Source organism: Sphingobacterium sp. GQ94 (assembly GCF_059758715.1).
Window position 1 is genome coordinate 1 of the sequence record NZ_JCAXEC010000019.1, and the last position, 13,321, is coordinate 13,321.

General features: G+C 39.1%; 16 protein-coding genes. All 16 read right to left on the bottom strand.

Going from position 1 to position 13,321, the window contains the following annotated elements; translation table 11 throughout:
• The coding region (locus AC6CHH_RS14475; RefSeq protein ID WP_498284111.1) for an Rpn family recombination-promoting nuclease/putative transposase at nucleotides 1-831 on the bottom strand (831 nt) is incomplete at its 3' end.
• 93 nt (nucleotides 832-924) lie between these two features.
• A complete protein-coding gene (locus AC6CHH_RS14480) occupies nucleotides 925-1,242 on the bottom strand; it encodes a hypothetical protein (RefSeq protein ID WP_498284113.1) in 318 nt (105 codons plus the stop codon).
• The gene (locus AC6CHH_RS14485; RefSeq protein WP_498284115.1) at nucleotides 1,239-2,039 is read right to left on the bottom strand and encodes a hypothetical protein; all 801 of its coding nucleotides are present in this window, start codon (nucleotides 2,037-2,039) and stop codon (nucleotides 1,239-1,241) included. Before AC6CHH_RS14485 ends, AC6CHH_RS14480 begins: the two co-directional genes overlap by 4 nt.
• Nucleotides 2,040-2,060: 21 nt before the next feature.
• Nucleotides 2,061-2,903 carry a conjugative transposon protein TraN gene (traN, locus tag AC6CHH_RS14490; RefSeq protein WP_498284117.1) on the bottom strand — a complete coding sequence of 281 codons (843 nt, stop codon included), beginning with the start codon at nucleotides 2,901-2,903 and terminating at the stop codon, nucleotides 2,061-2,063.
• Between the two features lie 17 nt (nucleotides 2,904-2,920).
• Nucleotides 2,921-4,276, bottom strand: coding sequence for a conjugative transposon protein TraM (gene traM, locus AC6CHH_RS14495; protein WP_498284119.1), 1,356 nt, complete (start codon nucleotides 4,274-4,276; stop codon nucleotides 2,921-2,923).
• An 18-nt stretch (nucleotides 4,277-4,294) separates the two neighbouring features.
• Nucleotides 4,295-4,708: a hypothetical protein gene (locus AC6CHH_RS14500; RefSeq protein WP_498284121.1), complete on the bottom strand. Its 414-nt coding sequence runs from the start codon at nucleotides 4,706-4,708 to the stop codon at nucleotides 4,295-4,297.
• A 5-nt stretch (nucleotides 4,709-4,713) separates the two neighbouring features.
• On the bottom strand, nucleotides 4,714-5,334 hold the full coding sequence (gene traK, locus AC6CHH_RS14505) for a conjugative transposon protein TraK (protein WP_498284123.1): 621 nt from the start codon (nucleotides 5,332-5,334) through the stop codon (nucleotides 4,714-4,716).
• A gap of 45 nt (nucleotides 5,335-5,379) precedes the next feature.
• Nucleotides 5,380-6,591, bottom strand: a complete 1,212-nt coding sequence (traJ, locus tag AC6CHH_RS14510) for a conjugative transposon protein TraJ (protein ID WP_498284125.1) — start codon at nucleotides 6,589-6,591, stop codon at nucleotides 5,380-5,382.
• The gene (locus AC6CHH_RS14515; RefSeq protein WP_498284127.1) at nucleotides 6,572-7,240 is read right to left on the bottom strand and encodes a TerB family tellurite resistance protein; all 669 of its coding nucleotides are present in this window, start codon (nucleotides 7,238-7,240) and stop codon (nucleotides 6,572-6,574) included. Before AC6CHH_RS14515 ends, traJ begins: the two co-directional genes overlap by 20 nt.
• Before the next feature lie 6 nt (nucleotides 7,241-7,246).
• A complete protein-coding gene (locus tag AC6CHH_RS14520) occupies nucleotides 7,247-7,897 on the bottom strand; it encodes a hypothetical protein (RefSeq protein ID WP_498284129.1) in 651 nt (216 codons plus the stop codon).
• A gap of 11 nt (nucleotides 7,898-7,908) precedes the next feature.
• Nucleotides 7,909-8,598, bottom strand: a complete 690-nt coding sequence (locus tag AC6CHH_RS14525) for a conjugal transfer protein TraI (protein WP_498284131.1) — start codon at nucleotides 8,596-8,598, stop codon at nucleotides 7,909-7,911.
• Between the two features lie 4 nt (nucleotides 8,599-8,602).
• Nucleotides 8,603-11,083, bottom strand: coding sequence for a TraG family conjugative transposon ATPase (locus tag AC6CHH_RS14530; RefSeq protein ID WP_498284133.1), 2,481 nt, complete (start codon nucleotides 11,081-11,083; stop codon nucleotides 8,603-8,605).
• The gene (locus AC6CHH_RS14535) at nucleotides 11,083-11,424 is read right to left on the bottom strand and encodes a DUF4133 domain-containing protein (protein WP_498284135.1); all 342 of its coding nucleotides are present in this window, start codon (nucleotides 11,422-11,424) and stop codon (nucleotides 11,083-11,085) included. The genes AC6CHH_RS14530 and AC6CHH_RS14535 overlap by 1 nt, the downstream gene beginning before the upstream one ends.
• A 13-nt stretch (nucleotides 11,425-11,437) precedes the next feature.
• Entirely contained in the window at nucleotides 11,438-11,734 is a 297-nt protein-coding gene (locus tag AC6CHH_RS14540) for a DUF4134 domain-containing protein (protein WP_498284233.1), read from the bottom strand.
• A 195-nt stretch (nucleotides 11,735-11,929) separates the two neighbouring features.
• A complete protein-coding gene (locus tag AC6CHH_RS14545; protein ID WP_498284137.1) occupies nucleotides 11,930-12,409 on the bottom strand; it encodes a hypothetical protein in 480 nt (159 codons plus the stop codon).
• 444 nt (nucleotides 12,410-12,853) lie between these two features.
• Nucleotides 12,854-13,174, bottom strand: a complete 321-nt coding sequence (locus AC6CHH_RS14550; RefSeq protein ID WP_498284139.1) for a hypothetical protein — start codon at nucleotides 13,172-13,174, stop codon at nucleotides 12,854-12,856.
• Nucleotides 13,175-13,321: the final 147 nt, after the last annotated feature.

Consider the following 13,321-nt stretch of genomic DNA (forward strand, 5'->3'; position numbering starts at 1 on the left):
ATTTTTCTGAATTTCTTTCTGGGTCCCTATCTGAATTCCTTTCTCAGTCCCTATTTGAATTCCTTTCTCAGTCCCTATCTGAATTCCTTTCATTTCACCCTCTTGATGAGCAAAATCCATTGCTGCTTTATTATCCCATCTGCGTTTTAAACTTACATCATACATGGCTTTTTCCTCTTTGGTTAATTTACTGTATTGGGCAATATTGAACAACTTCTCAAATATTGGCTTACGTAGATATACAGGAATTTTATCTAATTTGCTCATGTTTTTTAAGACATAGAGCCAACTTTCCAAATTAGACTGTAAATCAGACGCTTGCTTAACAAAGTTAACCAATTCTATGTAAAAAAACTCCAAGTCGTCAAAGAAAACTTTACCTGTACTTCTGTCACATAAACAGATTTTATGCAGATACTGTGTTGTACGCTCCTCGCCTGGCATAGAAAATCCGTCCATTAGCACAATCACATAGACTTCACTGATATTGTAACTCCAGTCCGCTCGCTTGCCTTTTGGAGCTTGGTCTGAAATCAGCTTACTTCCATAATAGAGCATGCGCCGTTTGAAGTTGACATGAGTAGTTCTCTGCATCTCGATAACAAAACGCTCTCCATTTTTAGCCGTACAGGTAAGATCAAGAATCACCGAACCAAGCTCTTCTGTGTCACCGACAAATTCATTTTTATCAAAAGTAAGATCAATTACTTCCTTTCGTCCATTAAAAAGTTCATTGATAAAAGAAATCAGTAAATCCTTATTAAGTTCTGAAGAAAACACCCTTTTAAACCCAAAATCACTTGTTAAGTCAATATATTTAGCCTTTTCCATTACTAATTGTATACTATCAAATTATTAGAATACTCTCCTTTGCAATAAATACAAGGCCAATCAACACATATTGGCCTTGCTAGCAAAAACACCCTAGCGTTTTACATATTGAAATCTCAAAAACAATACAGGTTTTTTTTCCATTTCTATTGTGGGTTGACAATATAAATAGCCTAACTCTCTTAAATCTTTTATACAGTTCCAAAAAGTTTCTTTAGAAACCATAGCTCCGACTGAAAAATCTTCTTCTTTAATTTGTATAGCGCCAAGGAGCCCGGTCAAATAGCTGTTCCGCAGACAGACAAAAAATACAGCCAAATGAGCATTAGTTAATCTACTATCTGCAGATAAATCTGAAAAAAAACTAGGGAATAGGGCAAAAAGGGAACGATAAGTTTCTGGACCAATCATAGCGAGTTCCTCCTTTTTCTTTTTTTTTGATTCTCAGGTGAATCTTGCGGAGTGTCTTCTGGTAAACTTCTTTCTATATTTTGTTGATCTCCGGAGAACTGCTCTTGAATTTGATCCGTATGCGTTTGAGTACTTGAATCATCGAATTCACGTCTGATATTTTGCTGATCAAAAATGAGGATGTTTTTAAATTGGGGAGATACCTCTACGAACATCTTTGATTGTCCCTCCTGGCAATTAAATGTCACCATTTGGCGATTTCCTCGGGCTAAAGACTCCAATAAAAAGGTCCGGCTATCCTCATAATCAAGCTCAATAATGGGATATTTCTGAAGTTCTTTCAATAGGTCAAACCCATAATTTTCATAGAATTTTTTAAATTTATAATTCCCATTAATTTGGATCTCTTTCAAATCCAACTGGACCCATGCACAATAAGATTCCCCCTCTTTGCTAGTCAGATTTTTAAGGACAGCCCTTCCTTGCAGTAAGTTATAAGCCTCTTTTAAAGTGAATCGATCCATGCCGTTGATGTAGAACCGATGCGAGGACTTCTCTTGAGAAGCTTTCTCCTTGATCTCAAGCGTATATGAATTAAAAAAGTACATGTCGTTTTGCTTGGACTTAGAGAAGTTCAAAATAGCCAGTAATTCTTCATATTGATCACCGCTACGGTATTCTAAATTAAAACTAGCCTCTGCTTGGACCATCCCTTCTTTTAATGGATTCTCAAGGGAATCACCAAATCCACAATAAAAAACCTGGTTTTTTAAGTATTCAAAGTTTTTAATATTCATGTTTAATCTTTTTAAGAATTGTTAATACAGAGTTGCTGCCTTTAAAATATGTCTATTTTGGACCCGTTTTTCCAAATGCCTTCCACCGGAGAATTCCATAATTTGGATGGTGAGATGTTTGGAATCGGGTATGGTGAATTTGGGAACCGCAATAACCATAGTTTCATCCGAGTTCTGAGAGACTTTTCGAAATTTTCTATGGACAAGAATTGGTTCAATTTCAATTTCCTGCACGGCTGTTCGTTTTGGTTGTGTTTTGTCCTGGATAAAAAACCGCAGTTGATCGATTTCGTAGACCAGCGGGCTTTTATTTATTAACCGCAGGCGGAAAAACATCAAATCATCCTTGACAAAAACACCGTCTATAATCAATTGAATATTAAAATCACGCTTTTTTAAAAAGGGTTTATGATGATCAGAAAGCGTAACAAAATGCGCGATTTTTTCCAACTCTGCCTGATTGTAAATTCCTTTGGCAAAGTGGATAATCCCGTTTTGATCTACAGGGTCAACGAAGGACAAATTCAGTTCATCGGGATTCGCATGGTAGTCTACAAGGAAACTATGGAAGTTACCATCTGCTGTTACGATGCTTAAATTAGTCTGTTGAAAACCCTCCTTTACAGCCCTAATTTGAAGGATATTTTGCGCCCCGGATACTTTTTGAAAAAGAATATCTGCACTCCCACAATCCACGCTCATAATAGGTAGAGCAAAAATAAGATTAGTCGTTTTTCTGGTACAGAGTTGAATCTTCCAAGCGGGTATGGAGTACATCGCATCTTGCGTGCTTTGAGCAAAGGACTCTAGCGTATGTGTACATAATATCGGGATCAGAAGAACTAGTTGATAAATTATTTTCATACTTTTTTTTATGAGATTTAAAAATGTTGTTGATTTTGCTTTTGGTCTACAAGCAGTACTTTATAGCCAGCCTTAAGGCTTACCTGAATCAATTGGACCTTTCGGTTTATGAGGTTTTTTGCCGTTTCCAATGCGCTCAAGGTTGCCTGGGTGGCTAGTGTTGGATCTAAGCTCGTAAGACTGATTCCTTGAATGCTCCTACTGACGGACTCCTTGGCCATTTCCCGAGTAATTGCTCCTGGAATATGAATCCCCGCAATGCCGTCAAGGTCATAGACTTTGAGTGCAACAGGAATCAATGAATGTCCATGGCGGATACTTTTGATGTGTATTTCAAGACGTTCTTGCTGCAAATTGACCACCCCGTACACGAAGCTATCCTTTGGAATCGGTATACCGTTTACCTGAGCAGCTTGCAAAAGCCTTATTTTCACCAATGAACCGCTCCGAAGATTCTGATCCTGATGAATGACCGCAGCAATCGCGGTGGGTAAAGATGAACGATTCGCATGCTGATTTAAAGAAAAAAAACCATTTTCTCCCTTGAAGGGAACATCGCTAGAATCCGATAATAAAGAAGCAGATTCCGGGAATAATCCAGGGGACATCTGATAGACTGAATCCATCAATAATCCAGATGAAAAACCAAGTCTTTCTGAGGCCAAATGTTCAGGAGCTTGAATTTCCCTTATGGTCTCCAGCATATCCTTTAATACAAAAAGTTCATTATCGGCCCTCTCAGGGTCGTTTGCCTTATCCATTAATTCCTCCAGGCGATCAACATCCGATTTGGCTAAAGTTTTTTGTGAAATCAAGGAGGCTGCAGAATCAGCAGCAAGGGATGGCATGGGTACCTCGGGTGAATCCTTAGAGTTGACATAAAAGTGCGATTCTGCTTTGAGGACCTGATTCAACTTACCCAATTTATCGAAAATTTCTTGCTCATTCAGCTCCATGACTTCTGAAATCTCTTCCAAAGGAAGGGCTTGCTTGGATTCCGGAAATCCATTACTTTGCTTATTCACTCGCGCGAATCCGGAATCTCTTAAAATATCGTGTGGTCTCTCAGAAAGGAATTCTTTACGATAAACCTCCATAAAATAAGGATCTCTTTCTTTAAACTCCTGTTTCCTTTCAAGCTTCTGCTGAGCAAGCTCATAATGTTCTAACTTGCTGTTTCCGATCTGCTTTTCATCATTGATAACGGGCAAGTCCAGCAGGACGTCAACTCCTATTTCGGAATGCTCTGAGTCCTCTTCTATTCCTTTAAATGCCCAAAAAATCAGGCAAAGGAAGGGTATAAATATCAGGGGCACAATCAACATAAACCGGCGTTCCTGTTTCGTTCTAAATTTCAATAAGCTTGTATCCATTTTATTCTTTTTTAAAGGTTAATCAATAATTCTCAATTCAGAATTGGCGGAATCCACAGCATGACTTTCATCTGTCATAGCCTCTTTGTTTTCCGAAAAATTCGAATGTTTTGGGGGTACTATACACTCTATAGTCAATCCTATTTTTGACGGCTCTAAGTCTCGGGGAAAGGCCTTCGAATCCTGTTCATTCAGCAGCAGGGGTACAGTTTCGATCTTACCCATCGGATTACGAGTTATGGAAGGAGGGTCTGAGGAAAAAACACTGGCCCACACGACGCCCAGACTATAACAAACTCCGCAAAGAATAAAAAATGAAAGAATCCAATGCCATTGTTTTTTATTCACTGTTTCAGTCCGTCGGTTTAAATACTCAGCGAATGTTGTTCTAAAATAAAACCACCTGTTTTTACTTTCGGATTTTTGTTTCATGCTGTTCAATATCTATTTTGAGTTTCCAAATCCTCGTTTTTTATGGTAGTCCAGCGTTCAATCAAAAATCCATGTGGATTATTCTCTCCCCGAGAAACATGGCGGAGTGATCCCTTGGTAACCAAAAGACGAATAGTCATTGTTGCAGGGCGAATGATACGCTGGGTGGCATAGCATACAAATTCATAGGGATACACTTTTTCGTTCAACTGAATACTATCGATTTGAATAGTTTGATTGATATTCCCAGCAATTAAAGAGGAATAGTACCCACGTTCTATCTGGGCATCATACATCACTTTAGCACTTCCATCGGCTAGGTAAAATGCTCTCTCCATATTCCGTTTAATTACCTTATCATCTGGATCTAGAGTGAAAAAATAATGATGAAAATTTGCAATGTGATCCTTACCTTCTATACCTATATTGTCCTTCTTTAAGGCAGAATAAGCCTCCATGGCCTTACCATCGGCAAGCACATAAATCTTATCCTGCATGCCCTTAACAAGGTTATAACTTTTATAGAGAGCAAGACAACTACTTGCAATGCTTCCCACAACAACCAGCAGGGTAAAGCCCCGTACATAGCGAAATGCACTTTCGATGTTCCTAATTTTCTTAAACATTCTTCTTGTTTTTAAAGGTTTAAATTTGATAAGTCTACAGCTGAATCATCCCTTGAGTTTATCCTGCATATACCCTGAGGATTCACCAGGTTTATTTTCAGGAAAATAAGCTTGATGATGAGCTGACGAACCCATGCCACCAGACATTTTCGTTGCCGCATGTCCCATCGCATCAACGGCCATCCCTGCACCGCTCGAAGTCTTACCAATCACCAGACTACCCGCACTGCTAAACACGTTGGTCACTTTTTGATTCCAGGGGCTAGCTCCACTGGATGCATGGACAATGTAATTTGCAATAGAGGGAACCGTAAAATATCCCACAATTCCAATAACCATGAATATCAAATAAGAACTATCCGTCCGGCTGAAAAATGTATCTCCTGTCTGATCAATCTGGGAGAGGTCTATTTTTAACATATTTTCCTGAATCTTTACCAGAATTCCTCCGAAGATATTGGCAATTGGTAGCCATAAAAAAACATTAATATATCGAGCAATCCATACTGTCAGGGTATGTTGAAATCCATCAAAGACCGATATCCCAAACACCAAAGGACCTAAGATAGAAAGGACAATAAGTTGGAAGGTTCGCAGCGTATTGATGCATAAGGCAGCGGCCTCAAACAACAGGCTAAGGACCTCACTCATCCACTCTTTCACTGAATTCCGAAATCCATAAGATGCCTTGGCCATGGCGAACTTGATATCATTTCCAATTCCATCTAGCAAACCCTCTGAAGAACTGGTCGATTCATCATAGGTATATTTCAACCATTGTTCACGATCACCCTGACCTGTTTGGCCTACATACATTTGCCAGGCTCCGGATTTCTTAATGGCCTCTTGTTTGCGCTTAAGCAAGACCTGAATTGCTTGATCCGACCCACGAACCATTTGCGAACTAGCCTGGACAACAGGTTCAAGTATTCCATTCATCAGATCCAAAACCAAAGGAAAAATCATGATGCAAAACCCTAAAACAAAAGGTCTGAATAAGGGATAAAAATCCACCGATTGAGCTTGAGCAATTTGTCGCCACACTCGGTGGGCAATAAACCAAGTTGCAGCAAATCCAGCTATCCCTTGACCAACTCCCATTAACTCGCGGCATAAAGGCATCAGTTCCTGATAGAGTTGTTCGAGCACCTGATGCATACTACTGAGTTCATTTAAATACCCTTGAGCCACAGCCTTAACCTCCAGAGTTCCAACGGTAAGGACAAGGACCAAAAAACTAATTATTCTCTTTTCCATTTTCAATTCTTTTAAAAGGTTGTTGTCTAAACAATTCGATAGTGGTGTTCAAATCCTTCTTTTCCTTTGCTCGTCCTAGCATTAACATCTCTGTCTGGGCATTAAAATAATCCAGGAATGATAAGCGATCCTGGATATCATAGAATATTCGGTCAATAAACTTCAGTCGCTGATCATCGCTCATGCGAAGTGCCCCAGAGGTAATCACCAAGGTCAATTCATCCAGAGCAAGTAGGCTTTGTTTGAACAAGTTCTTATAAACCAGCAGGATATAGGTCAACTCCCTTCGTTCAAAATACCCGAGATGCAGAAACCGCTTATAGGCTTTTTTATATCTATGAACCAATTGAATTTGATCATTCAAGATTTCTAAAATCCGTTGATAACCGCTAACCGCCGGACTCACCTTGAGCAAACCATCTAGAAACACCTTGTGAATTCTAAAATTTCCTTCAGCTACATTTTCCACTGTTTTATATCCCCCATATAGAATTTGATACCCCTGTTTCATCTGCCTTAGAATATCTTTATATTGGGCAAGTTTTTCCACATTGAGTAAGAGCTGGCTTATTTGCGAGCTCTGGGAATAGGATTCTCTGGGCAGAAAAAAGACCAGCAAAATCAGCAACCACCATCTCGTTCTTCTCATGTTATGTTAATTAATTCCAAAAATTCTATGCTGATTTTTGAGCTCTTCGAGTTGAACAGAACGAACTTTGCCAAGCCGCCAAAAATCTTCAAAAAAGACTTGGCTAAAAACATGGTTATTCAACATGCCAAGGTATATTTGGCGGATACGCATTAATCTATTCCCAGGTTCCATCTTTAGCTGTTTATCTTTACTTAATTCATGAAGCTTGCTTAAGAGCTGTGAACAATCATCAAGCAACCGGTAGCGAACTCGAAGAAAATAGGCTAGTTCAGTGGATGAAAATTGATTGTCCGATTTAAAAAGCTGATTCTTATGCTTGTGAAAATCTTCGATAATCCGGATTTGTAAATCGATAATTTCTCCAAAATGGACATCCCGTTTTACCCAAGATGCTGTATTTTGAATAGTGTTAAAAAAAGCACGGTGCAGACCCTGTTCTTCTTGGTATATATCACCCATACCTTGTAATCCTTCCTTGCAAATGAGGTAACCCTTGGTGACCAATCCCAGGTACATCTCACTAGCAGCTATTTGTTGAACCAAATACTTCTTTTGCGTCTTTTTTTGACTGAACCATTCCTGAAAATTTTGTGCACTGCAGCCTAAGGGATAGAGCAGACTAAAAAAGATCATACAGGCAAAATATCGATACATCAGAGCTGGAATTACAAGTGAAACCCATACAAACGCTCCACCCGGAGGCGCTCCTGTCCATCGCGTACTCTGGAAAGCCTGAGCAATATATTCTGACGATTAAATGTTTTAAGCGCCCGATAATTATCATCCACACCTGAAGACACCTGATGAATAATTTCAAGCCGTTGTGCATCGCTCATTTGAAGAGAAGATGGTCGGATGGAAAGATCAAGTTGGTCCAGATTTTTCAGACTCTGTTGCAAAATCCCAGAATATACCCTACCCATATACTCAAGCTCCTGCGTGCTAAACTGACGGTCCTGGCGTATAAGTCTCCAGATCCTTCCGTATTCTTTGACCAGAGCGACTTGCTTCTCAACAATCTTGGAAATACGGCCGTATAGACGAATGATGGATTTTACCTGTTTGAGTTCATCATAATAAAGCGCATACTGTTCTTTGTGCTTCTTCGACCAATTCGCGATTTCTTCCAATTTGAATTTAGAGAGCGTATTCTCTAATGTCTTTTGGACATTTTGCAGCCAAATGGTTCTGTTTTGAAGACGTTGAATTCTTAAATCAACGGCCTTAATTGCCCGGCTCACCCCTGCCTTAATAACCTGGGTAATGATCCCCTGCGCCTGAAGCATCTTTATTTGAGGCCCTATAAAGAGCGAACAAATAACTAAAATCCCGATTTTATACATGTTCTTTTTCATCACATTAAATTTTCAATTTGCCATCTTTCTCATCCTGAGCAAGCATAGCAAGGGCCCGTTGCAGATTACCGTCATACTTTTTGAGATAGGCTTCAATAATGACCTTCTCGGTTTGTTCGGTTGTATAACAATAGTACTCCTGCGCGGAAACCTCCACCCGATATACTTTACTTAGGCGGGACCCAAGACTAATAAACACTTCCTTATACTTACCATCAGGGTCATTCGCCCGATTAATTGAGAACAATAAATCCTTTTCTTTATCGGTCAGACCAAGCAGGTCCTGGATTTGATCAAATTTGTTTTGAAACTTCCTTTGATCCAATAAAATTTTACAATCGCTATTATTGATAATGGTATCCTTGACTATATTTGAGCCCAGGATATCGTCAATTTCCTGAGTGACGACAATCGCCTCTCCATAATACCTGCGAATGGTTTTAAAGAGATATTTTAAGTACTGGGCAAAACCGTCTTTCATCAATGCTTTCCAGGCCTCCTCAATTAAAATCATTTTTCGGACACCGTCCAATTTGAATAACTTATTCACAAAAACTTCCATGATAATGATCGTTACTACAGGAAACAGAATGGGATTATCCTTTATGTTTTCAAGTTCGAATACAATGAAATCTGTTTGCAACAGATCTAGATTTTCCGTTGCGTTGAGCAGGTAATCGTATTCACCCCCTTGGTAATAAGGCCGCAATACAAACAAGAAATTATGCATATCAAAGTCACTCCTTTTCACCCCCTGACTTTTAAAAACCAAGACAAATTCATCCTGCAAGAATTCGTAAAAGCTATTAAAACAAGGGAATACAGGTTCCTGAACATGCTGAACATGCGCATAGTATGCACTTATAATGTTCGAAAGCGCTACATATTCCAGGCGGCTGGCGGACTCTCCCTCTTTTTTCCATAAGGCAAACAGTAAGGTCTTAATGCTTTCCTTCTTACCTGCATCGGGCTGTTGACCTATTTCCGTGAAAAAGGGGTTAAAGCGGATAGGTTCTTTCTCGGTAAAAGTGAAATAATAGCCTCCAATTAATTCACAAAGCCTTTTGTAAGAGTGACCAATATCGACTAGAACAATATGGGCACCTTGCAAATGATAAGAACGAATCATGTGATTGGTAAAAAATGATTTCCCGCTGCCGGATGGACCTAGAATAAATTTATTTCTATTGGTACAGATTCCCTGTTTAATGGGTTCATCTGAGATATCCACATGGACTGGCTTACCGGTTAACCTGTCGCCCAGACGGATACCTACTGGACTGATTGAGGATCGGTACCCAGTCTCCATATTCAAGAAACAGACGGCCTGTTCCAAAAAGGTATCAAAGGTATCGTTCACCGGAAAATCTGATGCGTTCCCGGGAATACCAGCCCAAAATATTTGTGGAGCGGCAATGGTTTCTTCTTTACAAACCGCATCCATGGTAGAGATTCCCGATGAAACCAAGGTTTTTATTTTTTTTAATTCATCCTTATCAGTGCCCCATACCAAAATATTGTAATGTGCTTTAACGGCAAGTCGGCTTTGAACAATAGCCTCATTCAAAAATTCATTTACCGCATCTCTGGCAATTGCGTTTTCTCGAGAATAGGCCGACAACGATTGCAAGCGTAGCCGTTTTCGTTCCAAACTCTTCACTGTTTTCTGAGCGTCTTGAATAAAGATATACTGGTTATAAATATGATTGCAAGGTAGAAGTTGGCCTAGGCTTGAGGCAAAACCCAGACTAAATTTTGAATGATCCGTAGAATATTTATCGTAATTAATCCGACTTCCACAAAGCTCTGGCAAGTCTTCTACATCCCCTAGCGTAAATAAGTTACACTGCTTATTACCAAGTTGAATGCCATCGGAAAAAGTGTAGTCCGAGAGACCAACTTCATCAAATTTATGCCCAAGTGTGCAATATTTTTCGATCAAGCCAGAATACCCCCGACCACTTGCCAACTCTTTTTGTGTTAATCTTTGAATTTTGATGAACCCGCTTTCGGTCAATATCTGAATAAATTGAGCGCACTGTTGCAAGAATTTTTCCTGAAAATCCGGATGTAAAATTTCCTTGGGAACCAAAGAACCTCGAATTAAAGAAGAAAACAAGGAATTGGACAATTTCCGCTTTGCGGGCATCTTGGTTAGCATTAGATAACATTGGTGATCTAAAAATGGACGTTCATTAAAGAAGCGTTCACTTGATCTGGCTAAAAAAGATTCCTCAGTACGTAAAAAATCCGACTGGTAATTTTCTTTTAAAAACCAATCTTGTTTATGAAGAATGGTCTGCTTGGAGAACACCTTAATCGCGCGAATCCAAGCATGATGTAAGGTTTCATATTCCTGAGAAGAGAGTGTAAAAATTTCAGGAAGTTCAATTTTTAAACTCACCGTGAGATCCCCTTGTTTACCGATAATGCAATCATTTTCTATATCCATAATTGGAAAGATATCTTCAAAGCGCTTTTCCATCAGTTCTTAGTTAAGAGATCCGAGCCGCCTAGTTTTCTAAAGACCATCCGTGTTCTACAAGTAATGTTTTTAGGAATTCTGCCTTGAGCAATCCTTTTAAGTAATCCATCCGGACCGTACCGATTACTCATTCGGTAAACCCAAAGGCTCAGGCTTGTCCCTAAAACTCCTAGTGCAATCAGGCAGATTAAAATGGGCACACCAAGCAGATACAGGAAGCTAAAAAGTAGCAACAATGCAACTAAACCAATTCCAAAATAACCGATATATTGGGCCTTTAACCCTTTAAAGCAAATCGGTCTATTGATGCCCTTATTGATACGATACACTGAATTTGCCATAATTAGATTTGAATTAAACCCCAAAAAAGGTCTTAAGAATCAAGGTCACCATAACCAAAAACACACAACTCCCAAACCATGCAGCAGCAACCTTAGAGGTATCTGGGTCTCCATTATTCCACTTCTGAAAAACCTTTACGGCCCCAATCAAGCCCAGCACAGCGCCGACGGCATACATCAATTGAGCGCCAGTATCAAAATAACTTCTAATCTGCTGATTGGCCTGATTAATTCCCGCGAGCCCGTCCTGAGCAAAAGAACACTCAGGTAATGTGCAATACAGCAATACGGCGAAGCTATACCTCCACATCTTCCAGGAACTCCTAAATCTGCTTTTCTTACTTTCTCTGTTATGTCTATCCATGATCATTTATGCTAATTGTAAACCTTCCAAACTGCTCAAAAAAACGGAACGAAGAGATCATCTGATTTGAATCGTACAGCATCCTAGCTACGCTATTGCAGATGCCTCTTGTTCCGCCCAAAAACTCAAAAAAATTGCTTGTTATTCAATCAACTCCCAGATACTCTCCATGTCCAGATAGCCCGCTACATTCAATTCATTTTCCAGACATTCTTTGAGAATGATTTCATTAATTTCCTGGCGAATGCTAAGGTCATGCAACCTGCGATTCTGTTGTATTAAACCACACAATACATCCATCAGGTCCTGAGCCTTAACCGAGGAGTTTCTATAGGGTTCCAAATAGTACCCGAGCTGTTTGATAAAATCCTGGTGATCATTTTCTTTTACAAGAGTTCCGGGGTCCTGCGCTGGCTCATAGTCATTTCCATCTTCTTTTGCCAGTTGGTTTTTATCATAAAACAAAGACTCAGAAGGGACTCCTATTTGAGTGATGTTTTGGATCCATCGAATTTTTTTTATTTGCTTGCCATAAAATGATATTAAAATCCACAGATAATAAAACAAGACTAATACGGTAGTATACAACAGGAATTCCACCCAAGTAATTTCACTAAACATTTTTTCCTCCTTTTGTTAAGATGACCGCTAAACATACTTTCAGTAAACGATGCGATGTTTAGCCTTTGTTTCACCAAAGTAAACCCAAGCCGGAACCTTGCACAAGTACAAGTTATTAGTGTACCTCATGTTGTACCTCGTAAAAATGGAGTATAGCGATAGACTGGGTGGAATTTTTAGCCCTCAGGAAATGAAAAATAATGTAGGCACAAAAAATCTGTGCTGGTCTGAAATAAAAAAATAGCTATAGAAAAATACAGAATAGTGAATTTTCTGAAATTATTTCCGACTTCGAAAAATTATTAGCTAAGCAAGTCCACCAAAAATAAAATTGATTTGGGTGTTAAAACCTAGTTAATTTGTTCTAAAAACCTCTAGAAACGAGGAAATATCTTGTTTTTGAAAATATCGTTCTTACCTGAAATGGTTGTTATGGATGACTCTTTATTTCTTTCTTTTAAATTCAGCTTCATACTGGTCGAATTTTTCAACCACTTTTTGAAACTTCTCGTTGGTATTTCTAAGCCAGATTGCACAACTACGAACCGCGTATATGGGGGTTACGATCTTGAATTCCGCAAAATTATTCAGCTTATTGTCGCTCGAGACAACCGTTTGCCAACAGATCTCAAACTCTTCAGGCGTATAAAAGTCACCCTTTTTAATGTGAAATATCCAACAAGAATTCGTCCTGGCCGTTTTGATCAGGGTCAACACTTCTGAAGGTGTTTCTTTTCTTTGTTTTAACCAGGCGGGGACTGTCATGCTGTAAAACTACTAAAAATATTAGTAAATAAAGTATTTGATTTTTTATGTTGAAAGCCATTTTTATCCTTTGCGGCTTGAAATATCTCCTTAGTTCCAATTCAATTCGACAGCATTCCAGAAATATAAAGGGATTTATATTCATTT